At 57.3% G+C, this 15959-nt stretch carries 17 protein-coding genes; 11 read left to right on the forward strand and 6 right to left on the reverse strand.

Going from position 1 to position 15959, the window contains the following annotated elements:
* Window positions 1-22: 22 nt before the first annotated feature.
* The 4 genes from prc to I6L47_RS03075 form a co-directional block, all read right to left on the reverse strand.
* Entirely contained in the window at window positions 23-2038 is a 2016-nt protein-coding gene (gene prc / locus I6L47_RS03060) for a carboxy terminal-processing peptidase (RefSeq protein ID WP_005351922.1), read from the reverse strand.
* Between the two features lie 8 nt (window positions 2039-2046).
* On the reverse strand, window positions 2047-2685 hold the full coding sequence (gene proQ, locus I6L47_RS03065) for an RNA chaperone ProQ (RefSeq protein WP_005351923.1): 639 nt from the start codon (window positions 2683-2685) through the stop codon (window positions 2047-2049).
* A gap of 102 nt (window positions 2686-2787) precedes the next feature.
* The gene (locus I6L47_RS03070) at window positions 2788-3246 is read right to left on the reverse strand and encodes a GAF domain-containing protein (protein ID WP_216948629.1); all 459 of its coding nucleotides are present in this window, start codon (window positions 3244-3246) and stop codon (window positions 2788-2790) included.
* A gap of 93 nt (window positions 3247-3339) precedes the next feature.
* Window positions 3340-3801 carry a hypothetical protein gene (locus I6L47_RS03075; protein WP_216949309.1) on the reverse strand — a complete coding sequence of 154 codons (462 nt, stop codon included), beginning with the start codon at window positions 3799-3801 and terminating at the stop codon, window positions 3340-3342.
* 281 nt (window positions 3802-4082) lie between these two features.
* Between I6L47_RS03075 and ccoN the strand changes: the two genes are divergently transcribed.
* The 11 genes from ccoN (at window position 4083) to ttcA (ending at window position 14333) form a co-directional block, all read left to right on the forward strand.
* Window positions 4083-5507 (forward strand): cytochrome-c oxidase, cbb3-type subunit I, encoded by a 1425-nt coding sequence (gene ccoN, locus I6L47_RS03080; RefSeq protein WP_005336616.1) that lies wholly within the window; start codon window positions 4083-4085, stop codon window positions 5505-5507.
* A 16-nt stretch (window positions 5508-5523) separates the two neighbouring features.
* Window positions 5524-6138 carry a cytochrome-c oxidase, cbb3-type subunit II gene (gene ccoO / locus I6L47_RS03085; protein ID WP_005336618.1) on the forward strand — a complete coding sequence of 205 codons (615 nt, stop codon included), beginning with the start codon at window positions 5524-5526 and terminating at the stop codon, window positions 6136-6138.
* Window positions 6139-6148: 10 nt separating this feature from the next.
* Window positions 6149-6328, forward strand: coding sequence for a cbb3-type cytochrome c oxidase subunit 3 (locus I6L47_RS03090; RefSeq protein ID WP_120414282.1), 180 nt, complete (start codon window positions 6149-6151; stop codon window positions 6326-6328).
* Window positions 6328-7311: a cytochrome-c oxidase, cbb3-type subunit III gene (gene ccoP / locus I6L47_RS03095; RefSeq protein ID WP_005336622.1), complete on the forward strand. Its 984-nt coding sequence runs from the start codon at window positions 6328-6330 to the stop codon at window positions 7309-7311. The genes I6L47_RS03090 and ccoP overlap by 1 nt, the downstream gene beginning before the upstream one ends.
* A 140-nt stretch (window positions 7312-7451) precedes the next feature.
* Window positions 7452-7952, forward strand: coding sequence for a FixH family protein (locus tag I6L47_RS03100; RefSeq protein WP_005345427.1), 501 nt, complete (start codon window positions 7452-7454; stop codon window positions 7950-7952).
* Between the two features lie 93 nt (window positions 7953-8045).
* Entirely contained in the window at window positions 8046-10430 is a 2385-nt protein-coding gene (locus I6L47_RS03105) for a heavy metal translocating P-type ATPase (RefSeq protein ID WP_216948630.1), read from the forward strand.
* Window positions 10431-10568: 138 nt separating this feature from the next.
* Window positions 10569-10757 carry a cbb3-type cytochrome oxidase assembly protein CcoS gene (ccoS, locus tag I6L47_RS03110; RefSeq protein WP_216948631.1) on the forward strand — a complete coding sequence of 63 codons (189 nt, stop codon included), beginning with the start codon at window positions 10569-10571 and terminating at the stop codon, window positions 10755-10757.
* Window positions 10741-11427, forward strand: coding sequence for a sulfite exporter TauE/SafE family protein (locus tag I6L47_RS03115; RefSeq protein ID WP_216948632.1), 687 nt, complete (start codon window positions 10741-10743; stop codon window positions 11425-11427). The genes ccoS and I6L47_RS03115 overlap by 17 nt, the downstream gene beginning before the upstream one ends.
* A 68-nt stretch (window positions 11428-11495) precedes the next feature.
* On the forward strand, window positions 11496-12251 hold the full coding sequence (locus I6L47_RS03120; RefSeq protein ID WP_005351934.1) for an FNR family transcription factor: 756 nt from the start codon (window positions 11496-11498) through the stop codon (window positions 12249-12251).
* Window positions 12252-12402: 151 nt separating this feature from the next.
* Window positions 12403-13350: a universal stress protein UspE gene (gene uspE / locus I6L47_RS03125; protein ID WP_216948633.1), complete on the forward strand. Its 948-nt coding sequence runs from the start codon at window positions 12403-12405 to the stop codon at window positions 13348-13350.
* Between the two features lie 74 nt (window positions 13351-13424).
* The gene (gene ttcA / locus I6L47_RS03130; RefSeq protein ID WP_005336634.1) at window positions 13425-14333 is read left to right on the forward strand and encodes a tRNA 2-thiocytidine(32) synthetase TtcA; all 909 of its coding nucleotides are present in this window, start codon (window positions 13425-13427) and stop codon (window positions 14331-14333) included.
* Between the two features lie 104 nt (window positions 14334-14437).
* Here the strand turns inward: ttcA and I6L47_RS03135 are convergent, their stop codons facing one another.
* Both I6L47_RS03135 and I6L47_RS03140 read right to left on the reverse strand, forming a co-directional pair.
* Window positions 14438-15124, reverse strand: a complete 687-nt coding sequence (locus tag I6L47_RS03135) for a DUF2987 domain-containing protein (protein ID WP_216948634.1) — start codon at window positions 15122-15124, stop codon at window positions 14438-14440.
* Window positions 15125-15140: 16 nt separating this feature from the next.
* Window positions 15141-15878 (reverse strand): hypothetical protein, encoded by a 738-nt coding sequence (locus I6L47_RS03140; protein WP_181363584.1) that lies wholly within the window; start codon window positions 15876-15878, stop codon window positions 15141-15143.
* Window positions 15879-15959: the final 81 nt, after the last annotated feature.

Below are 15959 nucleotides of genomic sequence, written 5' to 3' on the forward strand. Positions count from 1 at the left end.
TTGTGCATTACAGGTCGCCTTGTCAGCTGCGTTTGCTGACCTTGGCCAGGTCCGCCGTGATATTGGCCGCTTCGATGAGATACTCATCGGGCGCTTCGAAATCAGCGGGCAGTTCATCCAGACTCTTCACCGCCGGCTTGCCAAGACGTGCCAGACGCTCGTTGGTACGTTTGAGCGCTTTCTCATCCTGTTTCGCCTGCTCTGCAACACGCTCCGCCTCGTTGAGGGAGACCGACTTCTTGTCTTTCTCCTCCTTGTAGTCGGCGATGTCCTGCATCACATAGGCAAACTCGGGATCCTTGGCGATCCGGGCATCGTGCGCCGCCTGCAACTTGGGCAGCACGCTGGCGAAGTTGCCGAGTTTCTCGTAGTTGGCGGAGGCAATCTTGTCCCACGGCAACGCATTGAACTCACGGCTTTCGCCCGTCTCTTCCGGAGCAACCGGTGTCGGGAAGCTGATATCCGGCGCAACGCCCTTGTTCTGGGTGCTGCCACCGTCGATCCGGTAGAACTTGGCGATGGTGTACTGCACGTGACCGAGCGGCTGCTCGTAGAAGTCATAGACCTTGGCGAGACTGCGATGCTGCTGCACCGTCCCCTTGCCGAACGAGTTTTCACCCAGAATCAACGCGCGGCCATAATCCTGCATGGCGGCAGCGAAGATCTCGGAGGCCGAGGCACTGTAGCGGTCGATCATCACCGACATGGGGCCGCCGTAGTAGACGTTGCCATCGTCATCGCCATTGACCGTGATACGGCCCATGTGATCACGAATTTGCACCACGGGACCGCTGGCAAAGAAGAGACCGCTCAGGGCGGAAGCTTCGGTCAGGGCGCCGCCGCCGTTACCGCGCAGATCGATGATCAGACCATCGATCTTCTTCTTGTTCAGGCTGGAGAGCTCCTTGATCACGTCGTCATGCAGATTGACGTAGAAACTCGGGATCTCGATGACGCCAATCTTCTTGCCTTCGGCGTTAATCACCTTGGACTTGGCAGCTCGGTCTTCAAGGCGCACCTTGTCGCGGGTCAGCTCAATCTGCTCGGTTTTGGCGGTTGCGCCCTTGCCACGCTGGATCTCCAGCTTGACCTTGCTCCCCTTGGGCCCCTTGATGAGCTCAACCACGTCATCAAGACGCCAGCCGATCACATCGACAATCTTGCCATCTTCCTGCCCTACCCCGGTGATCTTGTCATCGGGTTTGAGGTGGTTGGATTTGGCAGCCGGGCCACCGGGCACCAAAGAACGGATGACGGTAAAGTCATCTTCCGCCTGCAACACGGCACCAATCCCCTCGAGCGAGAGGTTCATCTCGGTGTTGAAACGATCGGCACTGCGTGGTGAGAGGTAACTGGTGTGCGGTTCGATGGCGCGAGCGAAGGAGTTCATGAAGAGCTGGAAGACATCTTCGCTCTCGGTCTGGGACATCCGCTTGATGGCGTTGTTGTAACGCTTGCCAAGCAGCTCCTTGATCTCGGGCCACTCCTTGCCACTGAGCTTGAGGCTCAGAGCATCGAACTTGACCCGCTGACGCCACAGCTCGTTGAGCTCTGCTTCATCTTTGGGCCAAGCCGCCCCTTCCCGATCAAACACATAGTTGTCGGTCTGGGTAAAATCGAAAGGAGTATCAAGCAGTTTGAGGGCGTATTCGAACCGCTCATAACGCCGCTGCTGACTCAGGTTGAACATCTCGTAGGCGGGAGCCAGACGGCCTCTTTCGAGGTCGGTGTCAAAACCGTTACGGTACTTTTCAAAACGGCTGATATCAGAGGCCAAAAACAGGTTGCGGCTGTAGTCCAGATTCTCCAGATATTTATCGAAAATCACGGAGGAAAAGGCATCGTCCAGCTTGAACTGTTTGTAGTGCGAGCGGGTAAACAGATTGGTAATTCGCTTGCTGGCCGTAGCATGTTGGCTCTCTTGAGCCAACACAGGCAAATCACTCTCCTTGAGCACCGGCTCGATGGCCTGTGCAAGCCCGGCAAGCGCCAGGCTACAGGCAACGAGGGAAAAACGAATTACGCCATGCTTCAACATTTGTCTCCTTAGAGAACCAAGTGCTCTGATTTGACCCGCACCATCATGCCGGTCTGCAGTTGGACCTGTACATCGTCCTTGGTTACTTCCTTGATGGTTGCCGGAACCGGGAATTTACCCATAACGACGCGCACATCCTGGCCCACTTTCAGCGTAGCGGCATCCACTTTAACCAGCGGAGCATCAGCGACCGGTGCCTTGGCGGCAGCTTTCGGCTTGGCAGCTACATCAGCTTTCTCGGTTTTGCGCACAGCAGGACGACGGGGCTTCTTGGCCTTCTCATCCTTCTCTTTGGTATTGGTACGACGGCTGGCGAATACGCGCTCTTTGCTCTCTTTCAGAGCTTGCTTGGCGTGCTCGATGTGCTCTTCGGTCAGCAGCTCGCCCGGGTTGCCATCCAGATCAACGCGAGCCTGGCCAGCTTTGAGACCGTGCAGGTAGCGCCAGCTGGAGGTGTATTGACGCAGTGCGGAACGCAGCATGGTCTTGGAGACTCTGGCATCGTCAGCAAGACGCTCGGCCAAATCCTGGAAGATGCCAATCTTGAGCGGCTTGGCCTCTCCTTCAGCAACGAAGCAGGCCGGGAATTTCTCGACCAGGTAGGCAACGATCTCTTTACTGTTCTTCAGCTTCTCAGTGTTTTCCATGTATAACCTTGGCTTTCATATAAACGCACGGGCACGTCCCGAGCACAACAAAGGCCCCATTATAGAGAGCTTGGGGCCTTTTGCGAACCATCTAGCAATGACTTAGAGCATGCTTTCCAAAATTTGCACCGTTTCTTCGAGGCCAATCCGGTCTTCCTGGTCGAAACGGTTAAAAATCGGACTGTCGATATCGAGTACCCCGATGATCTCGCCACCACGGCGCAGCGGGATCACGATTTCCGAGTTGCTCGCGCCATCGCAAGCGATGTGACCGTCGAACTGGTGGACATCGTCAATGAGCTGGGTTCTCCCCTCTGCCACTGCCGTACCACACACCCCGCGGCCGACCGGGATCCGCACGCAGGCAGGTTTGCCCTGAAATGGCCCCAATACCAGGGTCTCACCCTGCAACAGATAAAAACCGACCCAGTTGATCTCCGCCAGCTCCTGATTAAGCAGTGCGGAGAGGTTGGCCAGATTGGCAATCAGATCGGTTTCCCCCTCCAGCAGCGCCTTGGCCTGCTGGTTGAGGGTGCGATAAAACGGTTGTTTTTCAATCATGATTAAATGAACTTCACTCCCTGATGGTTTGGGGAAGGTAACGCCTGGCCGGGAAATTTCAAATATTTTTTCCACTCCCCACCTCTTGCGCCATTATTCCCGGGCAACGGAAAGCGCCAATTGCTGGCGTTGACCATTACTCCACTCGATATTTAACAACCAGATCATGACGGGTGATGTACAGCTCCCCACCTGGGTCACCCCCTGCCACTCTCCGTCTATTTCTTCAAAGCTCACCGGAATGGTGCCCATAAACATATCTTTGCCTTCGAGTGTCGCTTTCACCGGCTTGATGGCCGGATCGCCGCCGGTAATAGCGATGGCAAAGTCATGTTCGGCGCGCAGCGGTAATTCCTTGATGGCGACCGTCAGCGGCTTGTCACCAATCAGCGCGCTGCAAGGTGTGTGGGAAAGATCACAAATCTGATCTTTTTTCTGGTCAGCAGAGACGCTGTTATCGGCCGAAAACCAGGTGCGATAAGCCATCAGCGCCAATAACAGCGCCAATACCAGTACGAGGTGCAAAACTTTACGTGCGGTAAGTCTCTCTTTCATCAAAAACAGCCCGATTAAGATGCAATTAAAATAGTTTTTTGTGATCTCGAACAAGGTAAAAAACTGCCATATCGAGACCGGACGGAGCCAAATATATCACTGTTTATACTGTTATTTTACCTGTCACTTCAGTATCATTCCCATGCAGTTTTCATTTAGCCATCTTTTGCTTTTCCTTTCGTTAACAGCTGTTAACAACTGGTCGGCGGTGGCTGATGAAGCCAGTCCGGTTCTCCGGATACAAAACCAAACAACAGCAGCATCGGAAGCGGAATATAACGATGAGCCATACAACTAACCATCCTGAGTACAACTACACCGTTGTTCGCCAGTTTACCGTCATGACGATTGTCTGGGGAATTGTCGGCATGTCGGTTGGCGTACTGATCGCAGCCCAGTTGATCTGGCCTGCCCTCAACTTCGAGACCCCGTGGCTGACTTACAGTCGTCTGCGGCCCCTCCATACCAACGCAGTGATCTTCGCCTTCGGCGTCAGTGCACTGATGGCCACCTCCTTCTACGTGGTGCAGCGCACCTGTCAAACCAGACTGTTTGGTGGCCCGCTGGCAACCTTCGTCTTCTGGGGCTGGCAAGCAATCATCCTCTCTGCCGCCATCTCTCTGCCGCTGGGTTACACCTCCGCCAAAGAGTATGCCGAGCTGGAGTGGCCGATTGATATCGCCATCACTGTGGTATGGGTCGCCTATGCCATCGTCTTCTTCGGCACCCTGATGAAGCGCACCACCTCCCACATCTATGTGGCCAACTGGTTCTTCGGCGCCTTCATCATCACCGTTGCGGTGCTGCACATTGTCAACAACATGGAAGTGCCGCTCTCCGGCATGAAGTCCTACTCCATGTACTCCGGCGCCATGGACGCCATGGTGCAGTGGTGGTATGGCCACAACGCGGTAGGCTTCCTGCTGACCGCCGGCTTCCTGGGGATGATGTACTACTTCGTGCCCAAGCAGGCCGGTCGTCCGGTTTACTCCTATCGCCTCTCAATCGTGCACTTCTGGGCGTTGATCTCCCTCTATATCTGGGCCGGTCCGCACCACCTGCACTACACCGCACTGCCAGACTGGGCTCAGTCGCTGGGCATGGTTATGTCCCTGATCCTGTTCGTACCCTCCTGGGGCGGCATGATCAACGGCATCATGACCCTCTCCGGTGCCTGGCACAAACTGCGTTATGACCCCATCCTGCGCTTCCTGATCGTCTCTCTCTCTTTCTACGGCATGTCGACCTTCGAAGGCCCGATGATGGCGATCAAAACCGTTAACGCCCTCTCCCACTACACCGACTGGACCGTCGGTCACGTGCACTCCGGTGCGCTGGGTTGGGTTGCCATGGTCTCCATCGGTGCTGTCTATCACCTGATCCCGAACCTGTTCGGCCAGGGCCGGATGTACAGCGTCAAACTGATCAACGTTCACTTCTGGCTGGCGACCGTGGGCACCGTGCTCTACATCGTTGCCATGTGGATTTCAGGCGTGATGCAGGGCCTGATGTGGCGTGCAGTCAACGAAGACGGCACCCTGACCTACAGCTTCGTTGAAGCGCTGCAGGCATCCTATCCCTTCTATTTCGTGCGCTTCCTGGGTGGCTGCTTCTTCGTCACCGGCATGTTGCTGATGGCTTACAACGCCTATCGCACCATCACTGCGCCCAAAGGTTCTCTGGAACCTGTCGCCCAGCCAGCATGATTGAAGAGGTCAACCCATGAGCAACAATAACCGTCACGAAATATTTGAAAAAAGCGTTCCCATGCTGGTGGTCGGCATCATCTTCGCCATCAGTCTGGGGGGCCTGGTTGAAATCACCCCGCTGTTCTTCCAGAAGCAAACCACCGAGCCGGTGGAGGGCCTCAAGCCCTACACCGCTCTGCAGATGGAAGGACGCGACATCTTCATTCGCGAAGGCTGCACCAACTGCCACAGCCAGATGATCCGTCCGTTCCGTGCCGAAACCGAGCGTTACGGTCACTACTCGGTCGCCGGTGAGAGCGTCTGGGAGCACCCCTTCCTGTGGGGTTCCAAGCGTACAGGTCCGGATCTGGCCCGTGTCGGTGGCCGCTACTCCGACGAGTGGCACAAGGTTCACCTGATCAACCCGCGCGATGTGGTACCGGAATCCAACATGCCCGCCTACCCCTGGCTTGATACCAATGTGCTGACCGGCGAGATGACCGCCAAGAAGCTGGCGCTGTTCCGCGATCACTTCGGTGTGCCCTATACCGACGCCGATATTCAGGGTGCTGGCGAAGCCGTCAAGGGCAAAACCGAGCTGGATGCGCTGGTGGCCTATCTGCAATCACTGGGTCATGCCCTGAAATAAGGAGGCGAAAATGGACTACGGCACATTTCGCGGTCTGTATACCCTGCTGTTGATGGCCATCATGATTGGCATCATCGTCTGGGCCTACAGCAAACGCCGCAAGACCTCTTTCGACGAGGCTGCCAATCTGGTTTTTGCCGATGATGAGCAACCCAGTGCTGATAAAAAGAACGCAGGAGCGAAACAATAATGAGCACTCTGTTTAGCATTTTTGTGACTGTCATCAGTCTGGGAACCATCCTCGGCTGCTTCTTGCTGCTGATGTGGTGCCGCAAGGACAAGATGGGTGTTGAAGAAGGCAAATCGATGGGTCACTCCTTCGATGGCATCGAGGAGATCAACAACCCGCTGCCGAAGTGGTGGACTTACATGTTCCTCTTCTTCATCGTCACCGGTCTGGTCTATCTGGTCGCCTTCCCGGGGCTTGGCAACTTCAAAGGCCTGCTGGGCTGGCAAAGTTCCAACCAGGACGTGCGCTCGCTGGCCGAGTCCAAGGCTGCAACCGAATCGGCCAAGGCCGAAGGTCGCGCGGTGGAGTACGACCGCGAGGTCGCCAAGGCTGACGAGATCTACGGCGCCAAGTTCCGTGAACTCACCTACGAAGCGGATGGCAAAACCTATCGAGCCATCACCGAGATCGCCAAGGATCCGGAAGCCCTGAAAGTGGGTCAGCGTCTGTTCCTGCAGAACTGCTCCCAGTGCCACGGCTCCGATGCCCGTGGTGGCCGCGGCTTCCCGAACCTGACCGACAGCGAATGGCAATGGGGCGGCCAGCCTGATCAAATCAAGACCACCATCATGGGCGGTCGTCAGGGGATCATGGCTGCCTGGGGTGAAATCCTCGGCAAAGATGGCGTTCAGGAAGTGGCCTCCTATGTACTGAGCCTCTCCGGTCGCAAGGTCGACCTGGTGGAAGCGAAGAAAGGTGAAGCACGCTTCGCCATCTGCGCAGCTTGCCACGGTGCCGATGCCAAGGGCGGTATTGCCGTCGGTGCGCCAGATCTGACCAACAACACCTGGCTCTACGGTGGCTCCCGCGAAGTGGTGGTGCAAACCATCACCCACGGTCGTCACGGCGTGATGCCAGCCTGGAAAGACATTCTGGGTGAGGACAAGGTTCACCTGCTGGCCTCCTACGTTTACAGCCTGTCTCATCAACAGTCTGCCAAATAAGGTTCGCCCGTAACGTTGTAACATGTGATAAACACGTGATTACACAGCAAAAAGCCTCGACTCCTCGAGGCTTTTTGTTATCTTGTGTTGCGTAAAAACCATCTTCCACGTTAATCATTCGTTTCATGGCAGTAGCAATCATGACCCAACCTCTATCCAAACCGTGGTATCGCCAATTCTGGCCTTGGTTTATCATCGCCCTCCCCACTGCCGCCGTTGTCGGCAGTATCGCCACCGCCATCATCGCCAGCAAGGATGGGGTCAATCTGGTGGCCGAGGACTATTACAAACAAGGGAAAGAGATCAATCAGGACTTGAGCAAGTTTGACCGCTCCGAAGCGCTCAATATCCGCTTTGGACTGGAGGTTGACGGCAACGAGCTGACCCTCAAACCCATCAGCGGCGATATTCCTGCCGGGCAAGCTCTCTATCTCTCATTGTTCCACCCGACCTTGGCCGGTCAGGACAGCGAACACATGATCACCGCCGATGCGAGCGGCACCTATCGCCTCCATTTCGACAAGCCGCTGGTCGGCAAGTGGCACATTCGGGTCGATGCCTTCGATCACCAGTGGCGATTGCAAGAGACCGTCCAGCTGCCCACCCTGGCCCCTGTCGAACTCGACCCGAAAGGACGCTAAGCCATGACCGGCTGTTCTCACTGTGGCGAGCCGGTTCTCGCCAGCGCCCCTGCTGCTTGCATTCTGCATTCTGCATTCAGGGGGGCATAACGCATGACTCCCTGTTTTCACTGTGGCGAGCCGGTACCCGCCAATAGTGGCTATTCCCTCGAGATAAAGGGGATTGTTCGCCCCATGTGCTGCCCCGGTTGTCAGGCTGTGGCAGAGACCATCATGGAGTGCGGCCTCGCCAGTTACTACGATCACCGCACCGCCCCCGGTACCAAGGGCGATCTGGTGCCCGAAGAGCTGGCCGCCCTCAACCACTACGATCTGGCAGAAGTGCAACAGGAGTTTGTCACCGACAGCGGTACCCTTCGCGAAATCCAGCTGACAGTAGAAGGGCTCACCTGCGCCGCCTGTGCCTGGCTTATCGAACGCCACCTGATGACCCTTGGCGGCCTGCGCTACATCAATGTCAACACCACCACCCACCGGGCCCGCATCAAGTGGGATCCGGACCAGCTCTCCCTGAGTGACATTCTCAAGGGATTTGCCCAGATCGGCTATCGCGCCTATCCGTTCCAGACCCATCAACAGGAGGCGCTCTACGCCAAAGAGGTGCGCAGCTATATGTTCCGGCTGGCACTGGCAGGGCTTGGCTCAATGCAGGTGATGATGTGCGCCGTGGCCCTCTATATGGACCTCTTCATCAGTGTTGAAGATGAGTTCATGGTCTACTTCAAGTGGATAAGCCTGCTGCTCTCCACCCCTATCATGATCTACTCGGCCCAACCCTTTTACGTGGGTGCCTGGCGCAGCCTGAAACAGGGTCACCTGTCGATGGATGTGTCAGTGTCGCTGGCGCTGATCGGGGCTTTTATCGCTTCCATGTGGGCCACAGTGTTCAATACCGGTGAGGTCTATTACGACTCCATCACCATGTTCGTCTTCTTCCTGCTGCTAGGGCGCTTTCTCGAGTTGCGGGCCCGGCGCAAGGCGTCGGAATCGAGCTCCAACCTGGCGCGACTGGTGCCCATCATGGCGACCCGCATCGATGATGAAGGGGAGCATGAGGTAGCGGCCAAGACGTTGCAGGTCGGCGATCGGGTACGGGTGCTGGCCGGAGCAACCTTGCCGGCGGACGGCATCATTGTCGAAGGGCAAGCCAGCCTCAACGAATCCATGCTGACCGGTGAACAGCTGCCCCTGCTCAAACAGCCAGGCGATCAGGTCTATGCTGGCACCATCAACACGGATGCCCCGCTGCAGATCCGGGTCAGCCACCGTATCGAAGAGTCGCGGATCGCCCAGATCATGCGGCTACAGGATCACGCTCTCGACGACAAGCCGGCCATCGCCCAGATGGCGGATCAACTGTCGCGCCACTTTATTCTGGTGCTGCTGATCATTGCCGCGGCGGTCTGGACCTTCTGGCACTTCCACCAACCGGAACAGGCATTCTGGATCGCGCTGGCCGTGCTGGTGGCCACCTGCCCCTGCGCCCTGTCGCTGGCAACGCCGACAGCGCTGACCTCGGCGACCGCCAATCTGACCCGCAACGGCATCCTGCTGCGCCGTGGCCATGTGCTGGATATATTGACCAAGGCTAACCGGATTGTGATGGACAAGACTGGCACGCTCACCACAGGTGAGATCAGTCTGACAGGCACCACCACCTTGGCAGAGATGGACAAGACGCAATGCCTCGCCATCGCCCGGGCCATGGAGGCGCAATCCGAACACCCGATTGCCCGCGCCTTCCGGCTACCTGCCGACAGTATCAGTGTGCTGCCATCCGCCCGCGAGATCACCCCGGTCATCGGTCACGGCATAACAGCGCTGGTGGATGGCGTACGCTACCGCATCGGCAGTGCCCGCTGGCTTGGGCTGGATCCGGCGCAAGAGCGCGGCCGCGGTCTGGCTATCTATCTGGCCAACGAGCAGCAGGTATTGGCCCGCTTCAATCTGGAAGATACCCTGCGCCCCGATGCCAGGGCGCTGATCGCGGCATTCAAGGCGGCAGGTCTGCAAACTACCGTGCTGACTGGTGACAGCTCTCTGCAAGCAGACGAGATTGCCCGCGAGCTGGGCGTGGATGAGCTGGTCAAGGGGGTCTCACCCGATGGCAAGCTGGCCTACCTCAAGGCCCGGGAAGCCCAGGGGGATATCAGCATCATGGTGGGCGATGGCATCAACGACGCGCCGGTACTGGCTGGCGCTCACGCCTCGTTTGCCATGGCTGGTGGCACCGATCTGGCGAAAAACAGCGCTGATGCCATCCTGCTGGCCGATGACCTGAGCCGACTGCTCGAGGCCAGAGGGCTGGCAATGCGTACCCGCAAGATCATCATCGAGAACTTCGCCTGGTCCATCGGTTACAACCTGCTGGTGCTGCCGCTGGCAGCCTGCGGCTGGCTGCCCCCCTATCTGGCGGCGGCGGGCATGTCGCTCAGTTCACTCATCGTGGTAACCAACTCCATGCGCCTCAACCGATGAGGCTGGTGGCGGAAAATAGCTGAAAATGTGGCCTGCCTCCGATGCAGGCCACATTTCTAATTGATAGCGGCTGGCCCTCTGCCCGAACAGGGTTACCATAGGGGACGCTTGCCAAGGATGAACGCCAAGGTACCTCTCATGAATATAATTTTTGTCCTGATCCCCATCGCTATCCTGTTTGTGATCATCGCTGGAGTCGTCTTCTTCTGGGCCATTCGCTCCGAACAGTTTGAAGATCTCGATCGCCAGGGTTCCAACATCCTGTTTGACGAAGAACAACCCACCCACAAACCCTCAAAGCCTGCTGACCATGACCCACAGCCTTGATCTGGCCGGCGCCCTGCTGGTCGGACTGGCAGGCTCCGCCCATTGTATCGGCATGTGCGGGGGTGTCTCCGCCGCGCTCTCCATGGCGATCCCCGCCAACAAGCAGCACTTTTGGGGGCGGCTCGCCTATCTGCTCAACTACAACCTCGGCCGGATCCTGAGCTATGTCATTGCAGGTGCACTGGTTGGCGGCCTGCTCGCCACCACCAGTGAGCTTGGCGCTGGCAAACACGCTATTGCCGGCTTACGCTTGGTGGCAGCGTTATTGATGATTGCGCTTGGTCTCTATCTGGCGGGCTGGTGGCAAGGGATCTTGCTGCTGGAGCGGCTCGGCGCCAGACTTTGGCCCCGTATCAAACCGCTGGCGGGCAAATTTATCCCCTTCACCTCACCTGTGCAGGCACTGCCCTTTGGCATGGTGTGGGGTTGGCTGCCCTGCGGGCTGGTCTACTCCATGCTGACCTGGAGCGCTGCGGCGGGTTCGGCCAGTGGCGGGGCGCTCATCATGCTCTTTTTTGGCCTCGGCACCCTGCCCACCTTGTTCGCGCTCGGGGGACTCGCTGATCGCCTGAGATACTGGCTCACCCTGCGCAGTTTGCGCCTTGGCGGGGCCCTGCTGCTCATTTTGTTCGGGGTGCATACCTTCTGGATTGGCATTGCGTCCTTTTGAAACCCTATCCAAAACGGATGAGTTGATGGTAAACTTGTTTGATATAAATCAATTATTCGTATGAGCCTATGATCCCGGAAAAGAAACCTGGCAGACGTATCCAGAGCGGTGGCTGTGCAATTCATTGCCAGGATTGCAGCATCAGTCAGCTCTGTATTCCCTTCACTCTGAACGACAACGAGCTTGATCAGCTTGACAGCATTATCGAGCGCAAGAAGCCGATCCAGAAGGGTGAAGAGCTGTTCAAGGCTGGCGATGAGTTCAAATCGCTCTATGCCATCCGTTCCGGGACCATCAAGTCTTACACCATCACCGAGCAAGGGGATGAGCAGATCACTGCGTTCCACCTCGCTGGCGATCTGGTCGGTTTTGATGCCATCAACAAGCAGGCCCACCCCTCCTTCGCCCAGGCGCTGGAAACGGCCATGGTGTGCGAGATCCCGTTTGAAGTGCTGGATGATCTCTCCGGCAAGATGCCCAAACTGCGCCAGCAGATCATGCGTCTGATGAGCAGCGAAATCATGGGCGATCAGGAGATGATCCTGCTGCTCTCCAAGAAGAATGCCGAAGAGCGCCTAGCCGCCTTCCTGCACAATCTGTCGGTACGCTTCTCCGAGCGCGGTTTCTCCGCCAAGGAGTTCCGTCTCTCCATGACCCGTGGTGACATTGGCAACTATCTGGGGCTGACCGTTGAGACCATCAGTCGTCTGCTCGGCCGTTTCCAGAAGTCCGGTCTCATCAGCGTCAAAGGCAAATACATTACCGTGCTGGATCAGGTCGCCCTTGGCATGATGGCCGGTGCTACTCGCCCGCCCTGCGGCTGATTTTTCCGCTTACCCTACCGTTTTTTTTCTGCTTTCCCTGCCGGATCCTTTCCTCTGGAATGTGATCCGGTACGTTCCCCATACCCTCCTCCTGCGCTAAGCTGTAATGGCTAAGATTCTGCTGTCATTGGACTTTTCCAAGGAGGAGAAGATGGTCAAATATCAGAATATTCTGGTGGTTATCAATCCAGAAGAGGAGCGTCAAATCGCCCTCGAACGGGCAGTCAAAGTCGCCGAGCTGGACGAAAACGCCCATCTGACCCTGCTGCTCACCATCTATGACTTCTCGTATGAAATGACTGCCATGCTCTCGGTGGACGAGCGGCAAGAGATGCGCGACGGCGTCATTTCACAGCGACGTGAGTGGCTGGACGAGATCCTGACCCCCTATCGGGCACAGGGGATCGAGTGCGAAGTGAAAGTAGTCTGGCACAATCGCCCCTTCGAGTGTGTCATTCAGGAAGTGCTGGAGCAGAGCCACGATCTGGTGGTCAAAGCCACTCACCACCACAGCTTCCTGCAAACCTTCATCTTCACCCCCACCGACTGGCACCTGCTGCGCAAATGCCCCTGTCCGGTGCTGCTGGTCAAGGAGGGTCACTGGCAACGGGGCGGCAACATCATCGCCGCCATCAACTGCTCCAGCGACGATCCGGATCAGAAACTGCTCAACGAACGGATCACCCAGGAGGGGAGCGACATCGCCGAGCTGCTGGGCTCCAACCTCTATCTGGTCAACACCTACCCGGGCACCCCGGTCAACGTGGCCATCGAGCTGCCGGAGTTTGACCCCAACGCCTACAACGAAGCGATCCGCAAACACCACGAAAGCCTGCTGCTCAGCCATGCCGACAAGTTCGGGATCGGTCATCTCTGGACCCGGGTAGCAGAGGGGCTACCGGAAGAGGTGTTGCCGGATATGGCCGAAGAGCTCAAGGCAACCTTGATGATCATGGGCTGCGTCGGCCGTACCGGGCTTTCTGCAGCTTTGCTCGGCAATACCGCCGAACATGTGATTGACCGCCTCTCCTGCGACATCCTGATCCTCAAACCGGCGGACTACAGCTGCCCGGTCGACAGCCGTCGCAATCAATCATAAGGTGCCTGGCACCTTGCCCTCCCCCGGGACATGGCTATAATAACGCGCTTATTTGTGTCCCGGGTTTTACGAGCATGCTAGAAGAGCTGAACGCCAAAGAAAAATACAGTTTTAACAAACTGCAGAAGCGCCTGCGGCGCAACGTGGGTCAGGCCATTGCCGACTTCAACATGATTGAAGAGGGCGACAAGGTCATGGTCTGCCTCTCCGGCGGCAAGGACAGCTTCGGTATGCTCGACATACTGATGAGCCTCAAAGCCAGTGCCCCCATCCATTTCGATCTGGTTGCCGTCAACCTGGATCAGAAGCAGCCCGGTTTCCCCGAGCATGTGCTGCCCGAGTATCTGGATTCCCTCGGCATCGAGTACAAGATCGTCGAGGAAGATACCTACTCCATCGTCAAAGAGAAGGTACCGGAAGGCAAAACCACCTGCTCCCTCTGCTCACGGCTGCGCCGCGGTATTCTCTACCGCACCGCCCAGGAGCTGGGTTGCACCAAGATTGCCCTTGGCCACCACCGCGACGACATCCTCGAGACCCTGTTCCTCAACATGTTCTACGGTGGCAAGCTCAAGTCCATGCCGCCCAAGCTGGTGAGCGACGATGGCAAGAACGTGGTGATCCGCCCGCTGGCCTACTGCAAAGAGAAGGATCTGATCCGCTACGCCGACGTCAAAGCCTTCCCCATCATTCCGTGCAACCTGTGCGGCTCGCAGGAGAACCTGCAGCGTCAGGCCATCAAACAGATGATGCAGGATTGGGATCGCCGCTTCCCCGGTCGTATCGAGACCATGTTCACCGCCATTCAGGACGTGATCCCGAGCCACCTGCTCGACCACAAGCTGTTTGACTTCAAGAGCATCAACCGCGACTCCGGCATCATCGATGGTGGCGACAAGGCGTTTGATCCGCCCGAGATGCCAAAGGCGCCGCTGCTGGACATCGACGAGATGGACATGCTGGATGTGATTGAAGTGCGCTAAGCCGCGCTCACAGGGCAAAACGCCACGCAATAAAAAAGGAGCGATGATCGCTCCTTTTTTGCTTTCTTTATCTGCCTGTTACCAACGTGACAACACCATCGGCATCAGCCCTTGTGCAACCAGGGGGTCAGTCGCAGCACGTCACCCTGCAGGCGCAGTTGCCCGGCGGCGAACGCGGCCAGTTGCTCATTGCTCAGCAGCAGGTGGCCTTCCTGCCAGGGCAGCGCCTCCTGACGGGCGCCATCAATCAGATAGGCGGTGCCGCTCTGCTGCACCAGGGTAATGCGTACCCCTTCCATCTTCGGCAGGAAGTGCTTGCCGACCATGCCCGCCATCTTGTCGAGCAGCGACTGCATCTGCTGCTGACGGGCCGCCAGCTCGGCCAGCGGCAGCTCGGGGCCATTTGGTGCGTCGGCCATCACCTGTACCATCATATCGCAAGTGGCGTGCTCTTCTTTCAGGCCGACGGTCACGATCCCCTTGTCGAGGTTGAGATCCTCATCAAAAGGCAGGCGCAGTTCGCTATCGACCGTTACCTCGCCCGCCACTTCCTTGCTGTCGGTTGCAACCCGGGCAAAGGTGAGGCCACAGCGCTGACCATTTTGCGGATCGGTCAGATAAAACCCCAGTCTGGCGTGACCAAACTCCCCTTTGGCAAAGGTCTTCATCTGGCTGTAGAAGGTGCTGTATTGCAGATCCAGCACCGGCTCAGCCAGCGCCAGCCCTGGCAGCAAGAGCGTGGCCAGCAGACTCTGGCGCAAAACCTTGGTCACTCCATATCGACGGGTCATTCAACGTCCTTTTGCATCATGCATTGAAATGGTTGGGGCCTTCTGTCACCTCGTTAACCTCTACCCCCACCCCGCAGAGATCCCGATAGAGGATCCCCTTGCAGTTGAAATAGAGCGGTGCCACCCAGATAAGCCCCAACCCCATAGGGATCAGAGCTAGGAAGAAGAGCGCGGTCATCACGCCGTGAAACAGCACAATGCTGGGCCAGCCGCGCGCAAAGAGCTTGAGAGAGACCAGAATGGCCTGGGGCGGCGTCAGGCCACGCTCCAGCACCAGTGGGACGGTAAAGAGCAGCCCCATGCCGATCAGGGCCGAGGGAATGAAAGAGAGCACGGCGGGCAAACCCAGCAGATCGAACAGCGGGCCAAACAGGCTGGTGAGCAGACTGCCAAGCAGGCTCAACATGCCGAGGCGTACAAAGTGGCGGAAGAAGTCGAACACCTGGTTGGCACGGGCACGCACCCCGACCGACTGTTGCAACCCCAGCATATCGAGGGAGCTGGTCATGGGGGCCATCACCACCGTCATCAGCAGGCTCAGCACCATGGCCACATTCATCTGGTTGTCATCCCCCAGATAGGGCAACAGCAGCACATTGCTAAGCAGGATCCAGATCGCCGTCACCCCGACAATCGCCAGCAGCAGGCCAAATCCGGTACGGCGGGTCTGTTGCCATCCCTCCTGGATGACCCCTTTCAGATCAAGGCGGTAGCCCTGGTTCAGAGACTGCTCAAGGGAGCCGCCAATACGCATTTTATTACTCAATTGACTATCCAATATCGAAAACGACCAAATCAGGTGGCACATTATAGCGATTTGGTCTGCTATTCGTAG

The sequence above is a fragment of the Aeromonas sp. FDAARGOS 1417 genome (assembly GCF_019046985.1).
GTDB lineage: Bacteria > Pseudomonadota > Gammaproteobacteria > Enterobacterales > Aeromonadaceae > Aeromonas > Aeromonas veronii.

Coding starts and splice junctions, on each gene's coding strand:
- I6L47_RS03075 (WP_216949309.1), bottom strand. CDS start 3,801: ATGAAAGAGAGACTTACCGCACGTAAAGTTTTGCACCTCGTACTGGTA.
- I6L47_RS03140 (WP_181363584.1), bottom strand. CDS start 15,878: ATGCGTATTGGCGGCTCCCTTGAGCAGTCTCTGAACCAGGGCTACCGC.
- I6L47_RS03100 (WP_005345427.1), top strand. CDS start 7,452: ATGACCCAACCTCTATCCAAACCGTGGTATCGCCAATTCTGGCCTTGG.
- proQ (WP_005351923.1), bottom strand. CDS start 2,685: ATGGAAAACACTGAGAAGCTGAAGAACAGTAAAGAGATCGTTGCCTAC.
- ccoO (WP_005336618.1), top strand. CDS start 5,524: ATGAGCAACAATAACCGTCACGAAATATTTGAAAAAAGCGTTCCCATG.
- I6L47_RS03070 (WP_216948629.1), bottom strand. CDS start 3,246: ATGATTGAAAAACAACCGTTTTATCGCACCCTCAACCAGCAGGCCAAG.
- ccoP (WP_005336622.1), top strand. CDS start 6,328: ATGAGCACTCTGTTTAGCATTTTTGTGACTGTCATCAGTCTGGGAACC.
- ccoN (WP_005336616.1), top strand. CDS start 4,083: ATGAGCCATACAACTAACCATCCTGAGTACAACTACACCGTTGTTCGC.
- I6L47_RS03105 (WP_216948630.1), top strand. CDS start 8,046: ATGACTCCCTGTTTTCACTGTGGCGAGCCGGTACCCGCCAATAGTGGC.
- ccoS (WP_216948631.1), top strand. CDS start 10,569: ATGAATATAATTTTTGTCCTGATCCCCATCGCTATCCTGTTTGTGATC.
- ttcA (WP_005336634.1), top strand. CDS start 13,425: ATGCTAGAAGAGCTGAACGCCAAAGAAAAATACAGTTTTAACAAACTG.
- uspE (WP_216948633.1), top strand. CDS start 12,403: ATGGTCAAATATCAGAATATTCTGGTGGTTATCAATCCAGAAGAGGAG.
- prc (WP_005351922.1), bottom strand. CDS start 2,038: ATGTTGAAGCATGGCGTAATTCGTTTTTCCCTCGTTGCCTGTAGCCTG.
- I6L47_RS03090 (WP_120414282.1), top strand. CDS start 6,149: ATGGACTACGGCACATTTCGCGGTCTGTATACCCTGCTGTTGATGGCC.
- I6L47_RS03120 (WP_005351934.1), top strand. CDS start 11,496: ATGATCCCGGAAAAGAAACCTGGCAGACGTATCCAGAGCGGTGGCTGT.
- I6L47_RS03135 (WP_216948634.1), bottom strand. CDS start 15,124: ATGACCCGTCGATATGGAGTGACCAAGGTTTTGCGCCAGAGTCTGCTG.
- I6L47_RS03115 (WP_216948632.1), top strand. CDS start 10,741: ATGACCCACAGCCTTGATCTGGCCGGCGCCCTGCTGGTCGGACTGGCA.